24 protein-coding genes are annotated in these 25,870 nt (G+C 60.0%); 19 read left to right on the top strand and 5 right to left on the bottom strand.

The window, feature by feature from the left end; all coding sequences use genetic code 11:
- Nucleotides 1–140: 140 nt before the first annotated feature.
- Nucleotides 141–2,258 carry a M3 family metallopeptidase gene (locus NTW95_05330; protein MCX6556841.1) on the bottom strand — a complete coding sequence of 706 codons (2,118 nt, stop codon included), beginning with the start codon at nucleotides 2,256–2,258 and terminating at the stop codon, nucleotides 141–143.
- A 144-nt stretch (nucleotides 2,259–2,402) separates the two neighbouring features.
- On the opposite strand from NTW95_05330, the gene aat reads away from it, so the two are divergent.
- Nucleotides 2,403–3,113, top strand: coding sequence for a leucyl/phenylalanyl-tRNA--protein transferase (aat, locus tag NTW95_05325; protein ID MCX6556840.1), 711 nt, complete (start codon nucleotides 2,403–2,405; stop codon nucleotides 3,111–3,113).
- 152 nt (nucleotides 3,114–3,265) lie between these two features.
- Nucleotides 3,266–4,006, top strand: a complete 741-nt coding sequence (locus NTW95_05320; GenBank protein ID MCX6556839.1) for a TonB family protein — start codon at nucleotides 3,266–3,268, stop codon at nucleotides 4,004–4,006.
- Between the two features lie 52 nt (nucleotides 4,007–4,058).
- On the opposite strand, the gene NTW95_05315 is transcribed toward NTW95_05320, so the two are convergent.
- Nucleotides 4,059–6,293, bottom strand: coding sequence for a sodium-translocating pyrophosphatase (locus NTW95_05315; protein ID MCX6556838.1), 2,235 nt, complete (start codon nucleotides 6,291–6,293; stop codon nucleotides 4,059–4,061).
- A gap of 137 nt (nucleotides 6,294–6,430) precedes the next feature.
- On the opposite strand from NTW95_05315, the gene NTW95_05310 reads away from it, so the two are divergent.
- The 4 genes from NTW95_05310 (at nucleotide 6,431) to NTW95_05295 (ending at nucleotide 10,384) form a co-directional block, all read left to right on the top strand.
- Nucleotides 6,431–8,302, top strand: coding sequence for a sulfatase (locus NTW95_05310; protein MCX6556837.1), 1,872 nt, complete (start codon nucleotides 6,431–6,433; stop codon nucleotides 8,300–8,302).
- A 2-nt stretch (nucleotides 8,303–8,304) separates the two neighbouring features.
- Entirely contained in the window at nucleotides 8,305–9,597 is a 1,293-nt protein-coding gene (locus tag NTW95_05305) for a ribonuclease H-like domain-containing protein (protein ID MCX6556836.1), read from the top strand.
- Nucleotides 9,598–9,672: 75 nt separating this feature from the next.
- Complete coding sequence (locus NTW95_05300) at nucleotides 9,673–10,182, top strand: hypothetical protein (protein ID MCX6556835.1); 510 nt, start codon at nucleotides 9,673–9,675, stop codon at nucleotides 10,180–10,182.
- Nucleotides 10,172–10,384 (top strand): hypothetical protein, encoded by a 213-nt coding sequence (locus tag NTW95_05295; protein ID MCX6556834.1) that lies wholly within the window; start codon nucleotides 10,172–10,174, stop codon nucleotides 10,382–10,384. Before NTW95_05300 ends, NTW95_05295 begins: the two co-directional genes overlap by 11 nt.
- A gap of 232 nt (nucleotides 10,385–10,616) precedes the next feature.
- On the opposite strand, the gene NTW95_05290 is transcribed toward NTW95_05295, so the two are convergent.
- Nucleotides 10,617–11,273, bottom strand: a complete 657-nt coding sequence (locus tag NTW95_05290; GenBank protein MCX6556833.1) for a DedA family protein — start codon at nucleotides 11,271–11,273, stop codon at nucleotides 10,617–10,619.
- A 231-nt stretch (nucleotides 11,274–11,504) separates the two neighbouring features.
- On the opposite strand from NTW95_05290, the gene NTW95_05285 reads away from it, so the two are divergent.
- The 10 genes from NTW95_05285 (at nucleotide 11,505) to NTW95_05240 (ending at nucleotide 20,194) form a co-directional block, all read left to right on the top strand.
- Complete coding sequence (locus NTW95_05285) at nucleotides 11,505–11,918, top strand: hypothetical protein (GenBank protein MCX6556832.1); 414 nt, start codon at nucleotides 11,505–11,507, stop codon at nucleotides 11,916–11,918.
- Nucleotides 11,915–12,493, top strand: coding sequence for an ATP synthase F0 subunit B (locus NTW95_05280; protein ID MCX6556831.1), 579 nt, complete (start codon nucleotides 11,915–11,917; stop codon nucleotides 12,491–12,493). The genes NTW95_05285 and NTW95_05280 overlap by 4 nt, the downstream gene beginning before the upstream one ends.
- Complete coding sequence (atpH, locus tag NTW95_05275; GenBank protein ID MCX6556830.1) at nucleotides 12,480–13,025, top strand: ATP synthase F1 subunit delta; 546 nt, start codon at nucleotides 12,480–12,482, stop codon at nucleotides 13,023–13,025. Before NTW95_05280 ends, atpH begins: the two co-directional genes overlap by 14 nt.
- Nucleotides 13,026–14,546, top strand: coding sequence for a F0F1 ATP synthase subunit alpha (gene atpA / locus NTW95_05270; protein MCX6556829.1), 1,521 nt, complete (start codon nucleotides 13,026–13,028; stop codon nucleotides 14,544–14,546).
- On the top strand, nucleotides 14,546–15,445 hold the full coding sequence (gene atpG / locus NTW95_05265; GenBank protein MCX6556828.1) for an ATP synthase F1 subunit gamma: 900 nt from the start codon (nucleotides 14,546–14,548) through the stop codon (nucleotides 15,443–15,445). Before atpA ends, atpG begins: the two co-directional genes overlap by 1 nt.
- A gap of 8 nt (nucleotides 15,446–15,453) precedes the next feature.
- Nucleotides 15,454–16,887, top strand: a complete 1,434-nt coding sequence (gene atpD, locus NTW95_05260) for a F0F1 ATP synthase subunit beta (protein MCX6556827.1) — start codon at nucleotides 15,454–15,456, stop codon at nucleotides 16,885–16,887.
- Entirely contained in the window at nucleotides 16,887–17,315 is a 429-nt protein-coding gene (locus NTW95_05255) for a F0F1 ATP synthase subunit epsilon (protein ID MCX6556826.1), read from the top strand. Before atpD ends, NTW95_05255 begins: the two co-directional genes overlap by 1 nt.
- Before the next feature lie 39 nt (nucleotides 17,316–17,354).
- Nucleotides 17,355–18,632 (top strand): TIGR04013 family B12-binding domain/radical SAM domain-containing protein, encoded by a 1,278-nt coding sequence (locus tag NTW95_05250; protein MCX6556825.1) that lies wholly within the window; start codon nucleotides 17,355–17,357, stop codon nucleotides 18,630–18,632.
- Between the two features lie 67 nt (nucleotides 18,633–18,699).
- The gene (locus NTW95_05245; protein MCX6556824.1) at nucleotides 18,700–19,608 is read left to right on the top strand and encodes an ABC transporter ATP-binding protein; all 909 of its coding nucleotides are present in this window, start codon (nucleotides 18,700–18,702) and stop codon (nucleotides 19,606–19,608) included.
- Nucleotides 19,598–20,194 (top strand): hypothetical protein, encoded by a 597-nt coding sequence (locus NTW95_05240; GenBank protein MCX6556823.1) that lies wholly within the window; start codon nucleotides 19,598–19,600, stop codon nucleotides 20,192–20,194. Before NTW95_05245 ends, NTW95_05240 begins: the two co-directional genes overlap by 11 nt.
- Before the next feature lie 104 nt (nucleotides 20,195–20,298).
- On the opposite strand, the gene NTW95_05235 is transcribed toward NTW95_05240, so the two are convergent.
- The gene (locus NTW95_05235; GenBank protein MCX6556822.1) at nucleotides 20,299–20,979 is read right to left on the bottom strand and encodes a PEGA domain-containing protein; all 681 of its coding nucleotides are present in this window, start codon (nucleotides 20,977–20,979) and stop codon (nucleotides 20,299–20,301) included.
- A gap of 159 nt (nucleotides 20,980–21,138) precedes the next feature.
- Between NTW95_05235 and lptD the strand changes: the two genes are divergently transcribed.
- The 3 genes from lptD to waaF are packed head-to-tail and all read left to right on the top strand — an operon-like array spanning nucleotide 21,139 to nucleotide 25,335.
- The gene (lptD, locus tag NTW95_05230; GenBank protein MCX6556821.1) at nucleotides 21,139–23,334 is read left to right on the top strand and encodes an LPS assembly protein LptD; all 2,196 of its coding nucleotides are present in this window, start codon (nucleotides 21,139–21,141) and stop codon (nucleotides 23,332–23,334) included.
- A gap of 7 nt (nucleotides 23,335–23,341) precedes the next feature.
- Nucleotides 23,342–24,298: a GDP-mannose 4,6-dehydratase gene (locus NTW95_05225; GenBank protein ID MCX6556820.1), complete on the top strand. Its 957-nt coding sequence runs from the start codon at nucleotides 23,342–23,344 to the stop codon at nucleotides 24,296–24,298.
- Nucleotides 24,295–25,335: a lipopolysaccharide heptosyltransferase II gene (gene waaF / locus NTW95_05220; protein ID MCX6556819.1), complete on the top strand. Its 1,041-nt coding sequence runs from the start codon at nucleotides 24,295–24,297 to the stop codon at nucleotides 25,333–25,335. Before NTW95_05225 ends, waaF begins: the two co-directional genes overlap by 4 nt.
- Nucleotides 25,336–25,425: 90 nt before the next feature.
- Here the strand turns inward: waaF and NTW95_05215 are convergent, their stop codons facing one another.
- Nucleotides 25,426–25,824, bottom strand: a complete 399-nt coding sequence (locus tag NTW95_05215; protein MCX6556818.1) for a PaaI family thioesterase — start codon at nucleotides 25,822–25,824, stop codon at nucleotides 25,426–25,428.
- Between the last annotated feature and the right edge of the window lie 46 nt (nucleotides 25,825–25,870).

Below are 25,870 nucleotides of genomic sequence, written 5' to 3'. Positions count from 1 at the left end.
CTTATCGAAAACGGAAAACCCAAAAAGGTTGCCATTGCCGCTGTGATGCGCAAACTACTTGTCCGACTGAATGCCCTGATGCGAAATCATCTCTTGCTATCTACAAAAAGTACTTGACTTTTAAGACAGTCGCTACGTTTTTACTTTGTCTCCGGCAGCAAGCCGCGGCTTTTGAGCAGGGGTTCGATCCGGGGCTCGGCGCCGCGGAAGCGCTTGTACAAGGTCATGGTATCCTCGGTGCCCAGCTTTTCCAGTATGTTGGCGCGGAAGGAGGCGGCCGTAGCCCGATCGAAGATCCCCTTCTCCTTAAATGCCTCGTAGGCGTCCTTGTCGAGGACTCCGGCCCAGATATAGCTGTAGTAGCCGGCGGCGTAGCCGGAGATCATATGGTTGAAGTAGGTGCTGCGGTAGCGGGGAACGATGGCCGGAATGAGCCCCAGCGAGGCCATGGCCCCGGTTTCGAAGCTGCGCACGTCGATGGCGGCGCTCCCCTTCAGGGTGTGCCAGGCCATATCCAGGAGCGAGGCGGCCAGGTACTCGACCGTCTCGAAGCCCTGGTTGAACAGGCTGGCGGCTTTGAGCTTCTCCACCAGAGCCGTCGGGATCGCCTCGTTGCTCTGGTAGTGGCGGGCGTAGAGCTGGAGCAGCTCGGGTTCCAGCGCCCAGTTCTCCATGATCTGCGACGGCAGCTCCACCGCGTCGCGAGGAGTGGTGCGATCGCGATATTTTCCATTGGAAAACAATGTGCGCAGCGAGTGGCCGAACTCGTGAAAAAAAGTGTTGACTTCGTCGATGCTCAGCAGCGAAGGGGCACCGGCGGCTGGTCGCGTGAAGTTGCAGACCAGGAAGGAGATCGGCGCCACGCGCTTGCCCTTTTCGTAGTATTCATCCCTCAGCCCGCCCGACCAGGCGCCGCCGCGCTTGCCCGGGCGCGGGTGGAAGTCCATGAAGAGCAAGCCGAGATGGCTGCCGTTGGCATCCTTTACTTCGTAGACCTGGACCTCGGGGTTGTAGACGGGAATGTTATCCAGCTTGACGAACTGCAGCCCGTACAGCTTGGCGCAGAGGGTGAATATCCCCCCTTTGACGTTCTCCAGGGAGAAATAGGGGCGAAGGGCCGAGTCGTCGAAGGCGTACTTTTCCTGGCGCAGCTTTTCGGCGTAAAACCACCAGTCCCAGGAGGCCAGGCTGAAGCCGCCCTTCGTACGGTCGATGATCGCCTGCATCTCTGCCGCCTCCTGCTCGGCCCGGGCCAGCGCCGGCGACCACAGCTTCTGCAGGAAGGCCATGACCGTAGCCGGTCTCTTGGCCATGCGCTCCTCGAGCACGAAGTCGGCATAAGTCGGGTAGCCGAGCAGCTGGGCGCGCTCGGCGCGCAGGGCAACTATCTTTTTTAGTGTTTCCTTGTTGTCGTTGCCGTTGTCGCGGTCGCCGCGCATGCAGTAAGCCCTGTACAGCTGCTCGCGCAGATCGCGCCGCGTCGAGTTCTGCAGGAAAGGAATCCAGCTGGGTTTCTGGGCGGTGAACACCCATTTCCCGGGCATGTTCATGCCCTGGGCCGTCTCGGCCGCCGTGGTGACGATGCCGTCAGGGAGCCCGGCCAGGTCGTCCTTGTTTCCGACGACTATATAAGAAGAGTTGGTCTCGGCCAGAAGGTTCTCGCCGAACTTCAGCCCCAGCAGGGAGAGCTCGGCGTTGAGTTCGCGCAAGCGGGCCTTTCCGGCCGCGTCCAGCAGGGCGCCGTTGCGGATGAAGCCCTTGTACGTATTGTCGAGAAGATAGCGTTCCTCGAGAGTGAGCTTCAGCTTTTCGCGTTGATCGTAGACGACTTTGACCCGGGCGAAGAGCTTTTCGTTTAGGTTGATGTTGTCCTGATGCGCCGACAGCAGCGGCGACACATCGCGGGCGATGGCCTGCAGGTCGGGGTTGGTCTCGGCGCCCAGCAGCGCGTAGAATACGGCGCTGACGTCGCTGAGGAAGAGGCCGTTGTGGTCCATGGCAACGATGGTATTGGCGAAGCTCGGCGCTTGCTTCCTGCCGGCGATGGCGTCGATTTCGGCCTGTTCCCTTTTGATGCCCTCTTTGAAGGCGGGCAGGTAGTGCTCCTTGCTTATCTTGTCAAAGGGCGGCACCTGGAATGGTGTGGTGCGCGCCTTGAAAAGCGGGTTGTCTTTCTGGCCGCCCTGGGCCGCAGCCGGTTGAAACAATAACAAGCCGAGGCAGATCAGTGTCAGCATCGTTAAAAAGGATCGTTTCATGGTTTTCAATTCCTCCTTGCGTTTCGCGTGTCGCCTTTTACGATTTATATATGGAACCCCGGAACTTGTCAATATCTGCCGTGCATGCTTGGCCCTTGTCTGCTAAAATAGCTCTATGGTACCTGGAACGGAGAGAAAAAGCCGATGCCTGTTTTCAACCTGAGCGCTAAAAACGATTTTCCGCCGGCGGAGAGGGCTGATGCCGAGGGGCTGCTGGCGGTCGGCGGCGACCTGTCGCCGCAGCGGCTGTTGCGCGCCTACGGCCGCGGCATCTTTCCCTGGTACGAGGCGGGCCAGCCCATCCTCTGGTGGTCGCCCGACCCGCGCTTCGTCCTGTTCCCGGACGAGGTCCATATGCCGCGCAGCCTGAAAAAAATCCTGGATAAAAAAATATTCTGCCTGAGCTTCGACCGCGCCTTCGCGGAAGTCATCGCTGGCTGCGCCCGGCCGCGGCTTGGTCAGGACGGGACCTGGATCACGCCGGAGATGCGCCGCGCCTTTGTCATGATGCACCGGCTGGGTTATGCCCACTCCCTTGAAGCATGGCACGGGCAGCGACTCGTTGGCGGCCTTTACGGAATATCCCTAGGGCACTGCTTTTTCGCCGAATCGATGTTTCACGATGAAGCCAATGCCTCCAAGGCGGCCCTGGTCGCCTTAGCCCTGATTTTAAGAAAAATGGAATTCGTCCTCATCGACTGCCAGCTGCACTCGCCGCACCTGGCCGCTTGGGGCGCCCGGTCTATTCCGCGCCGGCAATACCGGGAATGGCTGCGCAGGGGGTTAGCAAAAAGAACCTTGAGGGGCAATTGGGGAGAAACACTTCCTGGCGAAGTTTCTGAAATCATTTATTAATACTTCATATTTGTATAAACAACTGGTGACACCTGACGAGTAAACTATGCCTGAAATTTCTTCGCCAAAAAGTGTCTTGAATCATGATTCCGGATTTCTCTTCCCTGCCAATAGCACATAATAGTCGTGGGACATTTGAAGGGAGGTGAACCATGTTTGACATCTTTCTTTCCGGAAACGAGGCAAGTAAAAAAAATGTGCGCAAAGGGTTGACCTTCTCCTTTTCCCTACTCCTCCACGCCGCTTTAATCATTACTGTTATCGTGATGCCGATACTGCAGGCCGAGAGTAAGCTGCCCAGGTTTAAACCCACCATGATTCGGATCACTTCGCCGATCCTGCCCGGCGTGCCGCCCGGCCCGGGTGGACGGAGAGGGCGACCAGGTACCACAAATGCTGAACCGCCCAAAGGGGGAAAATCAACCGGCCATGGGGAAGGCCCCATTGTCTTGACCGCGCCGGGAAAAGTTCCAGCCAAAGTCAGCGAAGAAGATCCAACCAAATTGATCCCTCAAGAACCTGTCGGCCCGGGAATTGAAGGTATAGATCCGAAATCGCCCTGGAAGATGGGGGAAGAGATCAAGACTGATGAAATCATTCCAGAAGCTGGAACAAAAACAATTGTACGGGCTCCACGGTTGATCAAACGCGTGAATCCAGATTATCCACCTCTGGCAATCCTATCCAGAGTAGCGGGCGAAGTCGTAATCGAAGCCAGAACCGATATTTTCGGCCGGGTGAATGAAACCCGCGCCATCAGCGGCCATAATCTGCTCATTCAGGAAGCCCTTACAGCAGTCAGAAAATGGATCTATGAACCGTACCTGGTCAATGGCATCCCCATGCCGGTCCAGTTCACGGTCACCATCACCTTCAACCTGAAAATCAGGTGAAATGAAAAGAAATCCGTTGCGTTCGGGAGCGAAGTGATAATTAGCGTCCCGGTCAGCGCTGCCAGGCGGTAATGATCCGCTGCAGCAGGTCGCCGTATTTGACGATCAGGCCGGCGAAGACGACCGCGACCATGGACATCAGCTTGATCAGGATGTTCAGCGAGGGGCCGGCGGTGTCCTTGAAGGGGTCGCCCACGGTATCGCCGATGACCGCGGCGCTGTGGTTGGGGTTGCGGCTGCCGTCGGGTAGCTTTTTGCCGCCCAGGTGGCCTTCCTCGATGTATTTCTTGGCGTTGTCCCAGGTGCCGCCCGAATTGTTCAGGAATACGGCGATGACGAAGCCCGAGGTAAGGCCGCCGGCCAACAGGCCGATCACTCCGGCCACCCCGAAAATCAGGCCCATGGTCACGGGGACGACGATGGCGGTCAGCGAGGGAATGATCATCTCGTGCTGGGCGGCGCGGGTGCTGATCTCGATGCAGCGGCCGTAGTCGGGTTCCGCCTTTCCTTCCATGATGCCGGCGATCTCGCGGAACTGGCGCCGCACTTCGTCGACCATCTTGCCGGCGGCGCGGCCGACCGACTTCATGGTCATGGAGCAGAAAACGAAGACCATCATGGCGCCGATGAACAGGCCGGCGAGTACCTTGGGATTGAATATGGTCAGGTTGTAATAGGAGATCCAATCGCTGATGTAGGTATCGGCGATGGCCTTTTGCACGCCGTTGATGGTGATGAACTTCTGTCCCATGTGCATGAAGCCGATCTTGATCTCCTCGATGTAGGCGGCCAGCAACGCCATGGCCGTCAGGGCCGCCGAGCCGATGGCGAAGCCCTTGCCGGTGGCGGCGGTGGTGTTCCCCAGCGCGTCGAGGGCGTCGGTGCGCTGGCGTACTTCGGGATCCTGATGGGTCATTTCGGCGTTGCCGCCGGCGTTGTCGGCGATGGGGCCGTAGGCGTCGGTGGCCAGGGTGATGCCCAGGGTGGACAGCATGCCCACCGAGGCGAAGCTGATGCCGTAAAGGCCGAGGTTGATGGCGTTTGGGTCGGTGCTGAAGCCGCCGCTCAGGGCGTAGCTGACGATCACCGCCAGGGCGATGATCAGCACCGGGAAGCCGGTGGACTGCATGCCGGTGGCGATGCCGGCGATGATGACCGTGGCCGGGCCGGTCTGCGACTGTTCGGCCACGTACTTGGTCGGCTTGTAATCCTGCGAGGTGTAATACTCGGTAATCTTGCCGATCACCCAGCCGGCGATCAGGCCGGTGATCACCGCCAGGAAAATGCCCACGTGCCGCCCGTGGAACGAATCCTTGAACAGCACCAGGATGAAGAAGGAGGCGATCAGGGTCAGGAAGGTGCTGGCGTTGATGCCGCGTGCCAGCGCCCGCAGCAGAACCTTCTGCGAGGCCTTCTCTTCCGAGCGCACGAGAAAAACGCCCAGGACCGAGAAGATCACGCCGATACCGGCGATGACCATCGGCGCCAGGACGCCGCCCAGGCCGTAGCCGGCGGCCACGCCCAGAACTGCCGTGGACAGGATCGAGCCGGCGTACGACTCGTACAGGTCGGCGCCCATGCCGGCGACGTCGCCGACATTGTCGCCGACGTTGTCGGCGATGGTGGCCGGGTTGCGCGGGTCGTCCTCGGGGATCCCGGCTTCCACCTTGCCGACCAGGTCGGCGCCGACGTCGGCCGACTTGGTGAAGATGCCGCCTCCGACGCGGGCGAACAGGGCCTGCGTCGATGCGCCCATGCCGAAGGTCAGCATGGTGGTGGTGATGATGGAGAGCTGGCTGACGCTTTCAGGGATGAAATGGCGCAGAATGATAAACCACAGCGATATATCCAACAAAGCCAGGCCTACTACCACCAGGCCCATGACGGCGCCGGAACGGAAGGCGATCTGCAGCCCCTTGTTCAGGGAGTGCTTGGCGCCGGCGGTGGTGCGGTTGGAGGCGAAGGTGGCCGTACGCATGCCTAAAAAGCCTGACAGTCCGGAAAAGAAACCGCCGGTGATGAAGGCGAAGGGCACCCATGGGTTCTGCGTGTGCAGCACGTAGGCCATGAAGGAAAAAATAAGGAAGATCATAAGGAACACGAAGGTCACCACGCGGTATTGCCGCTTGAGGTAGACCATGGCTCCTTTCTGCACGTAGCCGGCGATGCGCTGCATGTCGGCCGTGCCCGGGTCCTGCCTTTTCATGAAACGGTAAAAATAAAAGGCGCTGATCAGGGCCAAGACGGAGCCCAGCGGCGCCAGGATAAACAAGTTCATTAAACTCATGTCCTCTCCTTGCAAAAAATGGCGGGGATTCGAAAAGAAATGGTTTTTTACCTGATTTTCATCGAAAAGTCAATAGTATTGGCTTAAAAGCAGGTAGGATTGTTACCCCGGGCGGAATCGTGATATGATAGAAATAGATGACGCGAAAAAAAATTTTCTTGATCGCCCTGGGCCTAGCGGCGGGGGTGCTGCTGCTGGTTGTTTTGTTCCGCCCGGATAAAGAAAAGCAAATTCCATCCCTGTTAGGCCGGCCGCTGGGCTTCGACGCGGCCTTGATAGAGCAGACTTGGAAATCCATCGGCGCTCAAGGCGAACCGGCGCGGACTTTTTTGCGTGACCGCGTCAACCGTTTTTTTCCGGATCAGGCGGTAAATTGCCGGGTGAAGTATGGGGGAGTCAGCTACCAGGCCCTGCTGGCTCCGGCCGGCAGCCGCATCGAGCTCGAATTGGACGCTCAAAAAGGCGAGCGAATGATTTTTTCCCCCTTCGCTCTCCAGCCCGGGCTCCTTACCTTCCTGGTCAAGACCGTTCTTTCAGGGAAGGAAGAAATCCTGTTCAGCATCACTCCCCGGGAACGGATCGGCAAGGTTGAAAGGGTGTTCCTGCCGCCAGCCGGGGGGAAAAAGGTGCATCTGCTTCTGGAAACCCGTGGCCAGGGCATCGGCGCCTGGCTCAATCCCTGCCTGCTGCATGATCATCCCCGGCCCAGAACGGTGCTGATCCTCATGCTCGATACCCTGCGCGCCGATCATGTTTCGGCCTACGGCTACAAGCGCCGGACCACCCCGGCCCTGGATGAGCTGGCCAGGGGCAGCCTGCTTTTCAGCCGCGCTTTTTCCACCTCGTCTTGGACGTTGCCGGCCCATGTTTCGCTCTTTAGCGGCCGCGATGTTCTGGGACACGGCGTCGTCTCCCCCGAATCGCTGATCCCGGCCGATCTGCCGCTGCTGGCCGAAACGATGCAGGCCGACGGCTTCGTCACCCTGGCCCTGACCGGCGGCGGCTTTGTCGATGAGCATTACGGTTTTTTCCGCGGTTTTCAAAGTTACAACAGCCGTTCCGATGAAGTTTTTCAGAGGGAAGCTGCCGGATTGCTGTACGGTTCATTCATGGAAGATGCGGCCAATTTTGCCGGCCAGGATCTTTTTGTTTTTTTGCATACCTATCAGATGCACGCCCCCTACAAGGCTCCCGAGAGCTATTTCAGGGCGTTTAATCCCAGGCTGGATGCCGGTTCGCTGGTCGTCAGCGACGATCTGCGCACGCTGCATAAGGGGATTCCCGCCCTGCCCCCTGCCGCGGCCGAGGAGCGGCAAAAGCTTATCGACCTCTATGACGCTTCCATTTTCTATAGCGACCAGGAATTGCTGAAGCCGGTCCTGGCTTACTTGCGCGCCAGCAAGCGTTTCGACGACGCGCTGCTGGTCGTTCTGGCCGACCACGGGGAGGAATTCTATGACCACGGCGACTGGGAACATGGGCACACTCTCTACCCGGAGCTTACCCGCATCCCACTGGTTATGAAGCTTCCGCGGCAAAAGAACGGTGAGATCCGTGGCCAGCTGGTTTGCATAAGCGATATCCCCGGCCTGATCAAGGCGCCATACGGTTTGGCCGATGATGCCGGCCATTCGGGCAACGATGTCCGCACCGATGCGCAGCGGATGTTGGAGCTGTCGCTGCCGGTGAGCCCTTTCCATAGCGGCCTGTTCGGGAAGGTTTCCTTTGTCCGCAACCAGCATCAGTACATCCACAATTTTTTGCCGCCGCTGACTGCGGCAAAGGGGATTTCGCCGCAGCCGTGCCCGAGCAGTGACGAATGGTTCGCCCTGGCCGATACCCCCATGGGGCCGGACAAGCCCTATTTCCCGCCTATGGCTTTCCAGTCGCGCTATAGAAAAATGCTGGCCAATTACATCCTCCGGCTCAAGGCCCTGAAAAAAAACATCCATCGGCTCGACCCGGAATTGATGGAAAAACTGAAAGCCCTGGGCTACCTCAACAATTGAGCATGAGAAAATTGCAGGAGCGGCTGAAGGAAATCGATCGCAAAAACATCCAGAAAAAATGGTCCGGCCTGGATGCCGACGAGAGGCTGAGCACCAAGGAAAAGCTCGAGAAGCTTGTCCAGCAGAACCTGCGCCAGCGGGCCATAATCCCTGGTGGGGGGGGGATTGCCCCCGGCACCGCCCCCCACCGTGTCGCGGCCCGGGAACCTTTCCTGGTCAAGGATTTTTTCTACTCCCTGGACGGGCGCTACGGCAAGGTGCGTCTGGGCAAGTGGTTCGACCTGAAGGCGGAAACGCTGGCGGTCGTCGCCGGCAGCGAGGCTTTCGCCGGCCTTGATCCGCGCCGGGCCCTTTTTTTCGACAGCGAAACGACCGGCCTGGCCGGAGGAACCGGAACCATCCCCTTCATGCTCGGTTTCGGTTTTTTCAGCGCGACGTCCTTCCAGGTAAAGATATTCCTCCTCCAGGACCTGGACAAGGAAGGGGAATTCCTGGCCGCGGTCGACGATTTCCTGGCCGCCGGCAATTATTCTTTCACCGTGACCTTCAACGGCAAGGCCTTCGATTTCCCTTTGCTTGAAACCCGCTACATCCTGCAGCGCCGGCGCTTGCCGCTGCTGCGGCTGCCGCATCTCGATTTTCTTTTCCCGGCCCGCACCATCTGGAAGAACACCTTCGATTCGCGCAAGCTGGGTTTTTTGGGCGAGATGCTGCTGGGCCTTTCCCGCTCCGACGATATCGAGGCCAGCGCCATCCCGGCCCTGTATTTCAGCTTCCTGCGCAGCGGCGATCTCGCCGCCATCGAACCGGTCGTCGAGCACAACGCCATGGACCTGGTCGGCTTGGCGGCCGTGGTGCTGCTGGGCGCGCTCTACCTGGACGACCACTCGCTCACCAACGACGGCGGCGAGATCCTCGGCCTCGGCCGGCTCTGCGAAAGGGCGGGGCTACTGGAAAGGGCCGAGGCCTTCTACCAGATCGCCAGGGATGTCGGCGGACGAGCCGATGTGCAGATCCAGGCGGTACGCCGGCTGTCGGTGCTGCTGAAGAAGAAAAAACTGTACACGGAAGCCCTGCAACTTTGGGAGATCCTCTCCTCCGCCAACGACCTCCAGGCCTTGCGCGAGATCTCGGTCCATTACGAACACCGCGAGCGTAATTACTACCAGGCGGTCGAGATCGTGGAAAAGGCCCTGGAAAACGTCCGCCTCAGCCCGAGCCAGCAGCAGGAGCTGGAAAAGCGGCTGCAGCGCCTGCGCGGCAAGATCGCCAAGCTGGAGGAAAAGGAAGAATAAAAAAGGATATGGGTAATCTGTCATGTGTAAAAGTGGCGATTGCCAAACAACCGCTTTTCTGCTATTGTTTCAGCAATGAAGAAGACGCTGGCCGTGCTGAATGACCTGAAAAAGCAGGGTTTTATCGCTGATTATGCCATCGGCGGCGGCATGGGAGCGGTTTTTTATGTCGAACCTTTCCTCACCTATGATTTGGACGTCTTCATTGTCGCCGACGATCAGTCCGGCCTGCAGCCTCTGGAAGCCATCTATCGCTTCCTGAAAAAAAAGGGCTACCGACCGCAGCTAGAACAAATCATCATCGAGGGGATCCCGGTCCAGTTCCTACCGGCATACAATGAGCTGCTGCAGGAGGCCGTCAGCGAAGCGCGGGAGATCGTCTATCAGGGAACCGCTACCCGGGTCATGACCGCGGAGCACCTGGCGGCCGTCATGGTGCAAACCGGGCGGGCCAAAGACCGCGAGCGGTTTTTCAAGATGATGGAAGAAACCAAGATCGACCAGAGCAAGCTAACGAGAATGGTGGAGCGGTTCGGTCTGCGGCAAAAATTCTTGCAATGGAAGCGGATGCACGATGAAAAATAAGGCGGCCGCCACGGACGTCATGCTGGCAGGCAAGGTGCGGGCGAAAAGCGAGTTCCGGCGCAAGCAGGCCGCGATGCCCTTTGCCCGCAAGGTTGAGGTCGTGGTCCGGCTGCAGCAAATCGCTGCCGGCATCGGCAAGGCCGTGGGAAAGAAACCGGTCCGCCCGGCCTGGCGGATTCCGGCCCGCAGGCGCCCCGCCTGAGATAATCAGTATTTCATACTAAATTAGCGCAGATCGGGGACGGTAGTTTAAAACTTGTAAACTTCACACTCGTTGATTAACAAATATAAGAATTAACCTACCGTCCCTAATTGTTCCCAGCTTGCAGCAGGAGCTGGAAAAGCGGCTGCAGCGCCTGCGCGGCAAGATCGCCAAATTGGAAGAAAAAGAAGAATAAAAAAGGGTAGGGGCGACCCGGCGGATCGCCCCTACGTTATTTTTCTCTTTTGTTGTTCCGCCTCTGCCGCACGTACTCGATCACCCCCGGCAGGATGGAGATGAAAATAATGGCCAAGACGACGATGGTGAAATTGCGCTTGACCAGCGGCAGGTTGCCGAAGAAATAGCCGCCGAAGACAAAGAGCGCCACCCAGGCCACGCCGCCGAAAAAATTGAAGGCGATGAAGCGCCAGTAGGACATGCGGCCGATGCCGGCCACGAACGGGGCGAAGGTGCGGATGATGGGGATGAAGCGGGCCAGGACGATGGTGATGCCGCCGTGCTTTTCATAAAACTGGTGCGTCCGCTCCAGGTGCTCCTTTTTTAGAAAGCGGATCTTTTTCTGGCTGAAGATCTTCGGGCCAATCGCGTGGCCGATCCAGTAGTTGACCGTGTCGCCTAGCACGGCCGCAACGGCGAGGACCAGGAACAGCCAATAGACCTTCAGCGGGCTGCCCGCTGTGGCGGCCAGGGCGCCGGTGGCGAAGAGCAGCGAGTCGCCGGGGAGGAAGGGGGTGATGACCAGGCCGGTTTCGCAGAAAATAATGGCGAACAGGATCAGGTAGGTCCAGAGTTGGTAGGTCACGATCAGGGTATTCAAGTGGATGTCAATATGCATGATGAAAGCAAACAGTTTGCCGATCAGTTCCATGGCGTCTCCTCTTGGGGCGGCATCGCTGAAATGCCCAACTCAGATTCGAGCGGTGGTTTGATGGGGTATCTTACCTGAGCCCGGGGATGGTGTCAATAGCCTTGTCAGGTGCGTCGGGTAGGGGCGAAAAATTTTTCGCCCCTACTTTTTTTCATTTGTTCACATCATTCTTCCTGATAGGGCCCGCTGGAACATATTGATTTTTGCCGGCCGATATGATACATTTCCCCTATGTTAGAGTTGAATTCTTCCCTGCTCTGGATCTTTTTCATGGTCTGGGGGCTCTATCTGGTCCTGACGCGTATTTTTTTCAAGCCGGTCGGGACAATCATCGCCGAGCGCGAAGGCCGGGTCGCTGCCGACAGCCAACGCCTGCAGGGCATGCTGGACCAGGTGGAAAGCCACACGCAGAGTCTTGAAAAACAGATCGCCCAGGCCCGCAAAGAGGCGGCGCAGATCAGGGAAGAGTGGCTGGCGAAAGGGGAGGGTGTCCGCGCCTACTCGCTGGCCGAGGCCAAGGAGAAGGCGTCGCTGACGCTGAGTAAAAAAATGGACGAGTTGACCGCCGAGGTCGTTTCCGTTGAAAAAGCCCTGGAAAAGCAAATCGTCGTTTTCAGCGAAAAAATAAAGCAAGCGTATTTATGAAGAAAACCGTCGTCTTGGCTGTCCTGTTCCTGCCGGCCGTCCTGCTGGCCGCCGCCGCGGGCGAGGCCGGGGAAGCCTCCGGCCATATCAGTTGGTTCAGCGTGCTTGGCAAGATCTTCAATTCGACCATCCTGTTCGGCGGCCTGATCCTGATGCTGCGCAAGCCGCTGATCGCGATGCTGTCCGAAAGAGGCGCCGCCATCGTCAACGATTTCAACCAGCGGGAAAAGAGCCTGGCCGAAACGGCCGTTCGCCTGGAAGAGATCGAAAAGCGCCTGCAGCAGGTGAAAGCCGAAGTGGAACAGATCAAGGCCGGCGCTGAGGCCGGCGGCCGCGAGGAACTGGCCCGCCTCGAAGCGGCCGGCCGTATGGAGGCCGCGCGCATCATCGCCTTGAGCGAGGAGGAAATCCGGCTGCGGGTCGAGGCCGCCCTGCGCCAGATCAAGGGCCATATCGCCGATCTGGCCATCGCTCGTTTCAAGGAGGATTTCGTCAAAACCATGGACCCGGCCACGCAGCAGAAGATCATCGAGCGCAATATCGCCGCCTGCGGAGAGATCGATGAAGGAAAGTAGCCTGGTCAAACGCTACGCCAAGGCCGTGGTGCTGAGCGCCGACGACGAGGGCGAATTCAAGCGCATCAGCGCCGACCTGAACGCCGTCCTCGGGCTGATGGCCGGCGACGACAAGCTGAAGACCGGCATGGCGACATTTTTAATCCCTTTGCCGGAGAAAATAAAGGCCCTGGAAATCATTCGCGCCAAGATGAAGCTGCACGACAACAGTTTCCGTTTCCTGCAGACCCTGGCCGAGGAGAACCGTTTCGCGTTCCTGGGAGAGATAGTGCGCCAGCTCCCGGACGCCTGGTGCGACGTGCACGGGGTGGAAAAAATAGTTATTTTTTCGGCCGTCGAGCTGGCGGCAACGCAGAAGGAACGCTTGCTGGCCAACCTGCAGAAAGCGCTGCGCAAACCGGTGCGCCTGCAATTCCAGACCGACCCGAACCTGATCGCCGGCATCAGCCTGCAGCGGGGCTCGCTGCGCTACGATTATTCGCTGGCCGGCCGGTTGCAGGAACTTCGTGAATCGCTCGTAGGGGAAAGATAAATGCTAATCAAAGTCGATGAGATCAGCGAATTGATCAGGCAGAAAATCGAAGGCTTCAGCTTTGATTTCAAGAAAGAGGAAACCGGGGTGGTCGTCTCCATCGGCGACGGCATCGCCCGCATCTACGGTCTGGACAACGTCATGTACAACGAGCTGCTGGAGTTCCCCGGCCAGATCTACGGCATCGCCCTCAACCTGGAGGAGGACAACGTCGGCTCCATCCTGCTCGCCGAAAGCCACAAGATCAAGGAAGGCGACATCGTCAAGCGCACCGGCCGCATCATCTCCGTCCCGGCCGGCGAAAGCGTCATCGGCCGCGTGGTCAACCCGCTGGGCGAGCCGCTGGACGAGAAGGACCCCATCCGCTCCACCACCTTCATGCCCATCGAGGCGCTGGCCCCGGGGGTCATCGATCGCCGCCCGGTCAAGGAGCCGCTGCAAACCGGGATCAAGGCCATCGACGCCATGATCCCCATCGGCCGCGGCCAGCGCGAGCTGATCATCGGCGACCGCCAGACGGGAAAGACGGCCATCGCCATGGACACGATCATCAACCAGAAGGGGCAAAACGTCGTCTGCATCTACGTGGCCATCGGCCAGAAGCAATCGACCGTCGCCCAGGTGGTCAAGACCCTGACCGAGACCGGGGCCATGGAATACTCGGTGGTGGTGGTGGCCTCGGCCTCCGACCCCGCCGCCCTGCAGTACATCGCCCCTTATTCGGGCTGCGCCATGGGCGAGTATTTCCGCGACCGCGGCCGACACGCGCTGCTGGTCTACGACGACCTGTCCAAGCACGCCGCCGCCTACCGCGAGATCTCGCTGCTGCTGCGCCGGCCGCCAGGGCGGGAAGCCTACCCCGGCGATGTCTTCTACCTGCACTCGCGGCTGCTGGAACGGGCGGCCAAGTTGAACGATGAAAAAGGGGGCGGCTCGCTGACCGCCCTGCCGATCATCGAAACCCAGGCTTCCGACGTCTCGGGCTACATCCCGACCAACGTCATCTCCATCACCGACGGGCAGATCTACCTGCTGCCCGACCTGTTCAACGCCGGTCAGCGCCCGGCCATCGACGTGGGCATTTCGGTGTCGCGCGTCGGCGGCAACGCCCAGATAAAGGCCATGAAGCAGGTGGCCGGCTCGCTGAAAATGGACCTGGCCCAGTACCGGGAACTGGAGGCCTTCACCCAGTTCGGCTCCGACCTGGACAAGATCACCATCGCCCAGCTCGAGCGCGGCAAAAGGCTGTCCGAGCTGCTCAAGAAGGATGAGGGCAAGCCCATGCCGGTCGAAAAGCAGGTCGTGGCCATCTTCGCCGGCACGCGCGGCTTCCTGGACGAATGCCCGATCGAGCGCGTGCGCCAGTTCGAGGCCGAGATGCTCGATTTCATCCAGGCGCGGGAAAACGATATCTTTAAAACGATCGTCGAGAAGAAGGCGATCACATCCGAACTGGAACAGAAGCTGCAGGCGGTGCTGAAGGAATTCTGCGCCGAGTTCAAGAAAACCGCCAAATCCTGATGGCCGGAAACCTGATCTCCCTGCGCCGGCGCATCAAGTCGGTCAAGAACAACCAGAAGCTTACCCGGGCCATGAAGACCGTGGCCGCCGCCAAGCTGCGCCGGGCGACCGCCGAGCTGAAAAAGTCGCGGCCGCACCGCGACAAGATCGCCTCGCTGCTGCGGCAGACCGGGGCGATGATCGAACTCGGCCGGCAGCCGCTGCTGGGCAGGCGCGAGCAGGGGAGCATCGTGCTGGTGGTCATTGCCAGCGACAAGGGGTTGTGCGGCGCCTTCAATTCCCATGTGCTCAAGCAGAGCGAGGCCTATTACCGGGAGCTGGTCGAGCGCGGCGAAACGGCCCTGCTGATCACGGTGGGAACCAAGGCCAGCCGCTATTTCAGCAAGCGCAACCTGCCGCTGCAGGCCGCGCACAACAACATGATCAGCCGGATGCAATTCGGCGATGCCGAGAAACTGGCGGCCGAGCTGCTGAACCTCTACCTGACCGGTGAGGTCAAACGGATCGAATTCGCCTTCCAGGAGTTCGTCTCCGCTTCCAAACAGCAATTCACGATCCGCCGGCTGCTGCCGATTGAGTCGCAATGGCCAGCGCCGGCGGGCGAGGCCGACGCCGAGGCCGATGCCACGGCCAGCAAGAGCGAGGCCATCTTCGAACCGGGCGCCGAAGCCATCTTCCTGGCATTGCTGCCGCGCTTCATCATCGCCGCCGTCTATCAGGTCCTGCTGCAGTCGATGGCCGCGGAACAGGTCTCGCGCATGGTGGCCATGGACATGGCCACGCGCAACGCCAGCGACATGATCCGTTCGCTGACCCTGCTGCTGAACAAGATGCGGCAGGCGTCGATCACCAAGGAGCTCCTGGAAATCATAACCGCCACGGAAGCCCTGAACAATTAGGAGTGAGCATGAGCAAGGAAAAAACCGTTCCCGCGCACATCGGCAAGGTGATCGAGATCATCGGGCCGGTCGTGGACATCGAATTCGCCAAGGGCGAACTGCCCGAGATCTACAACGCTATCGAAATCGTTTCCGACGGCTTCGTCAGTCCGCAGCCGATCCACATCGTCACCGAGGTGCAGTACCACCTGGGCGAGAACCGGGTGCGCACTATCTCGATGCATCCGACCGACGGCCTGGTGCGCGGCATGAAGGCCCGCGACCTCGGCGGCCCGATCACCGTTCCCGTCGGCCGGGAAGTGCTCGGGCGGATGATCAACGTCATCGGCGAGCCGGTGGACGGCAAGGGCCCGATCAACGAGAAAAAGCGCTATCCCATCCACCGTCCGGCGCCGCCGCTGGACGAGCAGGACACGCGGTTGGAATTGTTTGAGACCGGCATCAAGGTGGTCGATTTGCTCGAGCCCTATCTCAAGGGCGGCAAGATCGGCCTCTTCGGCGGGGCCGGCGTCGGCAAGACCGTGCTCATCCAGGAGCTGATCCACAATGTGGCCAAGAAGCACGGCGGCTTCTCGGTGTTCACCGGGGTGGGGGAGCGCACCCGCGAAGGCAACGACCTGTGGCTGGAGATGATCGAGTCGGGAGTCATCGAAAAAACGGCCCTGATCTACGGCCAGATGACCGAGCCGCCGGGAGCCCGCCTGCGCGTCGCTCTTTCGGGATTAACCGTCGCCGAATATTTCCGCGACGAGGAAAACCAGGACGTGCTGCTGTTCATCGACAACATATTCCGCTTCACTCAGGCCGGCTCCGAGGTCTCGGCCCTGCTTGGGCGCATGCCCTCGGCGGTCGGCTACCAGCCGAACCTGGCGTCGGAGATGGGCGAGATGGAGGAACGGATCACCTCCACCAAGAAGGGTTCGATCACCTCGGTCCAGGCCATCTACGTGCCCGCCGACGACTACACCGACCCGGCGCCGGCCACGACCTTTGCCCACCTCGACGCCACCACCAACCTTTCCCGCCAGCTCACCGAAATGGCCATCTTCCCGGCCGTCGATCCGTTGGCCTCGTTCTCGCGCATCCTCGACGCGAAGATCATCGGCAGCGAGCATTACCAGGTGGCCCGGAAAGTGAAGGAGGTGCTGCAGCGCTACAAGGACCTGCAGGACATCATCGCCATCCTGGGCATGGAGGAACTGTCCGACGAGGACAAGGTCATCGTGGCCCGGGCCAGGAAAATACAGAAATTCCTGTCGCAGCCGCTTTTCGTGGCCACCCCCTTCACCGGCATGGAGGGAAAATACGTGGAGCTGGCCGCCACCATCCGCGGCTTCAAGGAACTGGTCGAAGGCCAGCACGACGCCCTGCCCGAGCAGGCGTTCTACATGTGCGGCGGCATCGAGGATGCCGTGGCCAACGCCAAGAAGATGGGATTTTAATGGCCGACAGCATAGAACTGGAGATCATCTCGTTCCGCGAAATTTCGCTGCGCAGCGCGATCAGGGACTTGTATATTCCCGCTTTCCTCGGCGAAGCCGGCGTCAAGTCCCACCATTTGCCGTACCTGTCGCTGCTCAAGGCGGGCGAAATCTCCTATCTCGACCTGGACAACGTCCGCCACTACCTGTACAGCGGCGAGGGTTTCATGGAAGTGAGCTCCGACCGCATCACGCTGATCATCGATAGCTTCGAGCGCGGCGAGGATTTTCGTGAAGCCGATCTGCTTGAACAGCTTGCGGCCAGCGAAAAAAAGGTCAAATTACCCCCTCAGGGGGCGCTGTCGGTATCGGAGCTGCGGCAGGAACTGGACGGGCAAAAGGAGTTGCGCCTCAAGCTGGGGATCTGCAAAAAACTGGGGAAAAAATAGCCGGGGGGCCGCGGCGGAGCGCCGGCCGCCTATAGCAGCATGGGTATAAAGAAACGGCGCGTCTTTTTCAGGGTCTTTCCCGGCAACCGGCTGACCATGCCGCTGCTGCTGAATGTCTGGGAGCAAAACGGGCTGGACCGTTGCTTCGACATCCGCCTGGCCGACGCAGCCCCCGGGCGGCTCACGCGGCGCCAGACCGGAACCCTTGAAGCCGGGGATGTCTTCATCTATTCATTCATGACGCCGCACCTGCCTTGGGTGGCGGAAGAAACCGCCCGCCTGCGCGCCGGGGCCGCGGCGCCGCTGCTGCTGGCGGCCGGCGGCCCCCATGTCAGCGCCGAGCCGGAGCTGGCCACGGCCTGCGGCTTCACCGCTATTTTCCGCGGCCCGGGCGAGGAAACCTTTCTGCGCTTCGGCCGCGACCTGCTGGCGGGAAACGTGGCCGCCGGGCAGACCGCTGTTTATGACGGCCGCCAAGGAGCGCCCGGCGTTGATCCGGATTCGGCCTGGGAGCGCTATATACCGGTTTCGGCCTATTTCAATACCGTCCCGCCGCTGGAGATCATCCGCGGCTGTTTCTGGAAATGCGGCTATTGCCAGACGGGAGGGATGAAACCGCGCTTCAGGCACATGGACTCCATCCGTATCTACCTGGATGAGTTGCGCCGGCGGCGCATGGGGCGGGTCGGGTTCATCGCCCCCTCGGCGCTGGAATTCGGGGCGGTTGAAAAAAGGCAGCCCAATCTCGAGCCCATCGCGGCACTTCTCCAGCTTTGCCGGCAGAACGGTTTTCGCTTCATCGAGTACGGTATCTTTCCTTCCGAGCTGCGTCCCGACACGGCCAGCAACGACGGCTTGAGCCTGCTGCGGCGCACCGTGACCAACCGGCGCCTGACCTTCGGGGCGCAGAGCGCCGGAGACGGGCGCCTGGAGGCCATCGGCCGCGGCCACCGGGTGGATAACGTCGTCGCGGCGGTGGCCATGGCCAACGAAGCGGGCTTCACCGCCAACCTCGATTTCATCATCGCCCTCCCGGATGAAACGGCCGCCGATCGCCGCGACCTGCTTAACCTGATGCGCAGCCTGACGAGAAAATACCGCGTTTTCTTCCATGTGCACTACTTTTTCCCGCTGGCCGGCAGCGCTTTCGCGCGGCGCCGCCCCGCCGCCTTGAGCGCAAGCGAGCAACAGGCTTTTCATGCCTTGAGAAGAGACGGCCTGGCCAACGACTGGTGGCTGGCCGGGGAGAAAACGGTTCGCGGATACTTCCGCTGGCTAAAAGAAAAATTCCCCAAGGTTCTCGCCGAATACCAGTGAGGGGAGCCGAGCGCGGCCGGTGGCCATTTGCCGACGCTGTCGATTTTTGCTAGAATAAATAAGCAGCATGAACGAAACAGCCATAATCAAAACCGAAAAACTGGGGAAAAACTATGGCCGGCGGCTGGGAATTTCCGCCGTCGATATTGAAATCTTTGCCGGCGAGATATTCGGCTACCTGGGGCCGAACGGGGCCGGCAAGACCACCACCATCCGCGTGCTGCTCGATTTCATCCGCGCCAGCGCCGGCAAGGCCGAGATCTTCGGCCTCGATGTGCGAAAATATGGCGTCCCCATCCGCCGGCGCATGGGTTTCCTGCCCGGCGAGCTGAATTTGTACGAAAACCTGAACGGTCGCGAGCTTTTGCTCTTTTTCAGCCGTTTGCGCGGCAACGGCGACTGGGCCTATGTCGATGAGCTGGCTTCCCGCTTTCAATGCCCCCTTTCCCAGCCCGTCGCCACCCTTTCCCAGGGCAACAAGAGGAAAATCGGACTGATCCAGGCGTTCATGCACAAGCCCGAGCTGATCATGCTCGACGAGCCGACCAACGGCCTGGATCCGCTCATGCAGCATGAGTTTTACCGCCTTCTCGGCGAAGCCAGGGCCGCCGGGCAGACGATATTTTTTTCCTCGCACAACCTGCCTGAGGTGGAGCGGGTCTGCGACCGGGTGGGCATCATCCGCGCCGGCAGGATGGTGGCCGTGGAAAGCGTCGCCGCCCTCAAAGCCAGGACCATGCGCAACGTGGAGATTCATTTCAACGAGGACGTCGACGTGGCCGGCGCATTTTCCGGCCTTGAGAATTTGCGCATGCTGGGCACGGGCAAGCGCTGGCTGAAGTGCCAGATCAAGGGCGAACTGGATCAGCTGCTGAAAGTAGCGGCCCGGTTTTCGATCAACGATTTCATCAGCCGTGAACCCGACCTGGAAGAGGTCTTCCTGGCTTTTTACGGAGATGACAGGCATGCTCGCTAGCCTTTTCGCCAAGACGCTGCGCGATCAAAGGCTATCGCTGCTGGGCTGGTCTATCGGCCTGGCGGCCCTTTCGCTTTATCTGCTCTATGTCTACCCTTTCATGAACCGCGCCGGGGAGCTGCTGAAGTTGAGGCGCGGACGGGTGGTCATGGAAAAATCGGCGGCCCATGCCCTGGCGCTTTTCATCCTGGCGCTGGTTTTCTGGACCAGCCTGGCCGGCGGGACGGGGATTTTTCATATCGCTGTCAGCGGCTGGCGCCTGGCCGAAGTGATTTTCAGCTGCTTCCTGCTGGGGATGGCATTTTTCACCATCGCCCTGGCCATCGGCTGCCTGAGCGGGAAAAAGAAGCTCAGCGTGGGCATCAGCGGCGGTTTGGCCATCGTCACCTATTTGATCAACGCCTACGCGCCGATGGTCGAGGTTTTACGTCCCTACCGGGTCTTTTCCCCATTTTACTATTACAACGGAAATACGGTGCTGATCAATGGCTTGGATTTTTCCCATCTCCTGGTGCTGTCTGGCCTGATCGCCCTCTTCTTCGGTGCGGCTCTTTTCTCTTTCTCCCGCCGCGAATTGGCTTCCTGAGAATTCAGCCTTTCCGCGTTCCTCTCCCACGCAACCATACCGGAATCTGTCCCCAACGGGAGCAGAAGTATACAATACGGTTTTTCAGCCGCAACCGGCCTGGTCTACTTCTGCAGGGCGATATCCAGGGAGAACTTTTCCTGCTTGGGAACGGAAATTTCCTTCTTGTAGTTCTTGTAGCCGGGTTTGAAAGCTTCGAAGAGGTATTTCCCCGGCTCCAGGCGCAGGTTTTCGATTTTTCCGGTTTCAGGCGCCACACCCCAGAACTTGCCGTCGATGTAGAGGGCGGTCTCGGCCGGAGCGACTGTCAGGATAATCGTTGCCAGGAAGCGGTTTTTTTCCGGTACTGTTTTTTCAGCAACCGGTAGGGGTGGGGGAGTTTCGTTCTGGGCCTTGTAGGCTTCGTCGTTTTCTTCAGCGGGGATGTTTTTGGCCGGAGTTTCCGGTGCCGCTTTCAAGGACCGCTCTTCCAGGTTCAGGCGCAGGGTGATGTTGCGCGAGGCATAGGTGCGCAGGTCGACCGATTCTTCGCGGTATCCCTCCTTCTTGAAGACCAGTTCGTTCAGCCGCGAAGCCAGGCGCAGGGCCGACCCCGGGGTCGAGAATTCGTAGGCAACGCCGATGAACCTGCCGTTGAGCAGCACGTCGGCGTCATCGGGAACGATCTTCATGACCACGGTCACCCCTTCGTAATCGTCCAGCATGTCGAAGGGAAAATGGATGGTGCAGGCGACGCCCAGGCTGATGAAAAACAGAACCAACAGTAAAAAGCGTATTTTTTTCATGCAAATATTTTAGCATAAAAATTGCTGGCGGTCACATTGTATGGCAGGGTTTGGGTAGGGGTTTGATTAATCAAACCCCTACGGGAAATCATGGATTATCGAGGGATTTGCATTTCTCTCTTGATAAGGTTGGGGGAAATGTGCTAAATTTCAATATTCATGAAAAAAACAGCGCTGTCATTTGCCTTGATCTCCCTCCTTCTCGGGTCGGCTCCCCGGTTGCGGGCCCAGAGTGACGGCGTCTCCCCGCAGATTCGGGCCGACAACCAGGTCATCCGCGAAAAATTCATCCGCGCCTACGGCCACGTGGAGATCATCTGGCAGGAGTATGTCATTTACGCCGACGCCGTCGAATACGACCAGGAAAAGGGCGAATTGTTCGCCGAAGGCCGGGTGACCATGGCCGGCAAGGATTCGGTGCTCAGCGGCGAAAAACTGAAATTCAACCTGAAAACGCACGCCGGCGAACTCGTCGACACCTACGGCCTGATCACCCCTTTCCTCCGCTACGAAACCGACCGGCTCACCCAGGTCGATCTGCAGACGCTGACTTTCAAGCGCCTGGATCTTTCGGCCTGCGCCCAGATCGTGCCGCGCTGGAAGATCACCGGTCGGGCCGGGAAAATCAAGAAGGAAAAATATATCGAAATGAAGGATGTCGTCTTCCACATCAAGAACATCCCTGTCTTTTACCTCCCGTACCTGCGTTATCCGCTCAAGCAGGATGGCCGCAGCAGCGGTTTTCTGATCCCGGCCATCGGCACGTCGTCGCTGCGCGGTTTTTTTGTCCAGAGCTCCTTTTTCTGGGCCGTGCGGCCCAACCTGGACCTGACCCTCAACCTGGACTACTACCAATATCTCGGCTTGGGCCTGAGCGAGGAGCTGCGCTACCTCTTCCGCCATGCCAGCGGCAGCATGCGCCTCTTCCACCTGCTGCCCGGGGTGGGGGTGAAGGCCGACCCGCTGAACCCGATCAGCAGCGAAGACATAGACCGCTTGCGCGCCAACGGCAACAATTTCGTCCTTGATATGAGCCATCAGCAGGATATCCCGTTTCTGCATTCGCAACTCACCATCAGTTCGCGCCTGCCGGGAACGCCCGAGGCGCTGCGCTACCTCGACACTGGGTTCGAGCGCTACAACCTGATGACCTTCAGCTCCTCGCTGTCCTGGACCAGCCGCGTCTCCATCTTCACTTTGAACCTGGCGGCGTCGCGCCGCGAGGTCTACAACATCAACAGCGGCGAATCGGAAAAGGAAGATGTCCTCCCTTCGCTCGCGCTGACGATGCAGCCGCAGAAACTGGGCCCGATCCCCGGCCGGTTCTCCTTCTCCCTTGAGTACGACCGGCAGATTCGCAACGGCACGGCCCAGAACGTGCAGCCCGACTTCGTTTACGGCGAAGCCTCGCAAACGGTGCGCTTCAACCCCGCCTATTCGCTCGAGCTGATCCAGACGCCCTGGCTGAAGGCCTCGCTGGCGTTCGGCGCCAGGAATTCCTTCTATGCCCGCAGCCTGGACCCACAAAATGGTGAAATCATCGATGAACCGGTGACCGTGCAGTACCAGACGGCGCAGATCAACCTGAGCGGGCCGTCGTTTTCGCGCACCTTTTCCGGCGCCACGCGCAGCTTCCGGCACGTGATCGAGCCCACGCTCACCTTCTCCTACGCTTCCAAGGCGACCAACCTTGACCGGGTCTTGCGCGTCGGCGCAGGCGATTACACCCTTTCCTCCACGGCGACCTTCGCGCTCGTCTCGCGCCTGCTGATGAAGAAGAGCGGGGAGAAAACGGTCCCGCAGGAACTCCTGCTGCTGAGGATCGAGCAGAGCTATTACCTGGACCCGGAAACGGCAAACCGCGGCATGAAGATCAACGATAAGTATCCCGCCTTTTCCGAGCTAGGCGCCTCGCTCGATTTCAAACCCGGCACATTTTTTTCCCTGGGGGTCCAGGCGGCCTACAACCACTACCAGAGCGATTTCAACCGCCGGCTCTATAACGTCAACTTCCACGTGAACTATGCCAAGGCGGATGCCCCGCTCAGCGGCGGCTTCTATTACCGGAAATACTGCAGCCCGTACGGCCCGGCCGACCACCCGTCGGTCCAGTCCCTGCTGGGGGGCGACCTGCGCCTGAAAATAGCCAATTTCCCCCTCAGCCTCGCGCTGGAAGCGGAGTACGACTCGATCCGCAAGCAGTTTACCGGATGCTATGTGAAGGCGGTCATGGATTACCAGTGCATTACCATCAACGCCAACCTGAGCTTCTACCTGCTCAACGGCTCGCTGGCCCACGACTACCGCTTTTATCCCACCCTGGGCAACTTTGGCGCCGTCACCCCGTTTTTCTAGGATGGACATGAAAGACAACGAAAAAAACCGCGTCCGCGTCCTGGTCACCGGCTGCTCCGGGTTCCTGGCCGCCCACCTGCTGCGGCGGTTGCAGCTGGATGAAAAAAACGAGATTTTCGGAATCACCGAGGTGCCCGGGTTCAGCTGGCCCAAGGTCGACGCCTGCCAGCTGGACATCCGTTGCCGCGACGAGGTCATGCGCCTGCTCGAGCGTGTCCGTCCCGATGTCGTGTTCCACCTGGCGGCGGTGACCAATGTCGCCTTCGCTTGGAAGAATCCTCTTCTGACCTATGAAGTCAATTTTCTTGGGAGCTCCAACCTGATCGAAGCCATGCTGGCCGCAGTTCCCGGTTCCCGGCTGGTGTTGATGGGCTCGGCTGAGGTCTACCGCAGCGAAGGGGCCGCCCCGATCAGCGAGCGCTCTCCCATCCAGTGCCAGAACCCCTACGCCCTCTCCAAGCTGGCCATGGAGATGCTTGGCGACCTGTACTGGAAATCGCACCGCCTGCAGGCATGCACGATCCGGGCGTTCAACTTCACCGGCCCCGGCCAGGACAGCAAATTCGTGGCCTCCGATTTCGCCAGCCAGATCGCCGCCATCGAAAAGGGGGAGCAGGAGGCGGTGATCCGCGTCGGCAACCTGGCCGCTGTGCGCGATTTTTCCGACGTCCGCGACGTGGCTCGCTACGTGCAGACGATCGGCGCCCGCGGCCGGGGCGGCGAGGTGTACAACCTGTGCTCGGGCCGGAGCTATTCGATCCAGGCCATCCTCGATATCCTGCTGGCGCTGGCGAAAAAGCCGGTCCGGGTGGAAGTGGACGCCGGCAAATTCAGGCCGCTGGACAATCCGCGGATCAACGGCGACCCGGCGCGCATCCGGGGCGAGTTCGGCCTGGAGCCCGAATTTTCCCTGGAAACGACATTGCGCGATCTCCTCGATAACTGGCGGGGGCTGCGCCGATGAAGGTTCTGGTCATCAAGATCGCGGCCATCGGCGATTTCCTGATGGCCACGCCGGCGTTGCGGGCGCTGAAACTGGCGCCAACGGTCGACAGCCTCGCTCTGCTGGCCGGGGCTTCCATCGCTGACGCGGTCAAGGGCAACCCCCACCTGGACCAGGTCTTTTTCCTAAACGATGCGAAAATTTTCAAGGGCGGTTTTTGGGAAAAGCTGTCGGAGGTGCTCAAGGTTTCCCGGCGCCTGCGCCGCGAGCGCTTCGACCTGGGTTTTAATTTTCAACGCGATTGGCGCTTCAGCATCATCCTGCTGCTGGCGGGATGCAAGCGGCGGATCGGTTTCGCCCCCCGGCGGGGGCGCGGCCGGTTCCTGCTGAGCGAAACCGTGCCGGTCGAAGGGGTCAGGCACACCATCTTCCGCTATTGCGACCTGGTGCGGCGGATCGGCGTTTTTTGCATGGATTTTGCCATGGAGTTCCCGCTGGCTCCAGGCGCAGCCGAGGCGGCCGCAGAAAAATTCCCGGCTGCGGCGGGGAACCGTTCCATGGTCGTCCTGGTGCCGGGAGGGGCGGTCAACGTCAAGCAGGAAATGTCCAGCCGGCGTTGGGACGGGGCAAACTTCGCCGCCCTGGCCGGGATGCTGCTTCACGCCGGCCATGCGGTCGCGTTGCTGGGCAACGGCGGCGATGCGGCCATCGCCGCCGCCATACGCGCTGCCCAACCCGGGGTCATCGACCTGACCGGCAAAACCAGCCTGGCCGAGGCGGCGGCGGTCATGAAAATGGCGCGGCTGGTCATCTGCAACGATTCGGGGCTGATGCACCTGGCGGCAACGATGAATACCCCGCTCATCGCCATTTTCGGCCCGACCCCGGTCGAAGAATTAAAGCCGCTGACCGAAAACAGCGTGACTGTCTGGAAAGGGCAGGACCTGGGGTGCGCCCCCTGCTACCGCGACGGCGTTTTCCCCGTTTGCGGCCATCGCACCTGCCTGCAGCGGATTTCGCCACAGGAGATATTCGAACTGGCCAAGACCTTACTGTAGGGGCGACCGGCCCCCTTCGAGGGCAGACAAATCAGATCCGCCACGATCAGCGGATGATTTGTGCTGCCGTCGCCCCTACCTTCAAAACTATCATACCCTGTACAATTTTTCCGTCGCCTGGGCCAGGACCTGGCCCGAGCCATCGCACAGGCGGCTTTCGGCGCGAACGATGCGCCCCCGCGCTTCCACTACCCAGGCCGCCACCCGGTAAGCCTTGCCGGTGGCAGCCGGCCGCTTGTAGGTGACCGTTATTTCGGCGCTGACGCACTTGTGGCCGGCCGCGGCGGCGGCTTTGATCATGGATTCGTCAAGGACCGTGGCCAGCAAACCGCCGTGAACCGTGTCTTGCCAGCCTTGAAGATGGGACGGGAAGACCACGTCGGCTTCGACCTCCCCGCTCTGCGGGTTCAGGCTGAATGCGAGCTTGAGCCCGGCCGGGTTCTCCTGGCCGCAGACAAAGCAATGGTGATCGTCGGTGAATTCGCTCATGGACCATTTATACACCTAAATCAGAGCGATGGCCAGCAAGGAGCGC

This window comes from Candidatus Aminicenantes bacterium (assembly GCA_026393795.1).
Taxonomy (GTDB): domain Bacteria; phylum Acidobacteriota; class Aminicenantia; order UBA2199; family UBA2199; genus UBA2199.
This window is presented reverse-complemented; position numbering and strand designations above follow the sequence as displayed.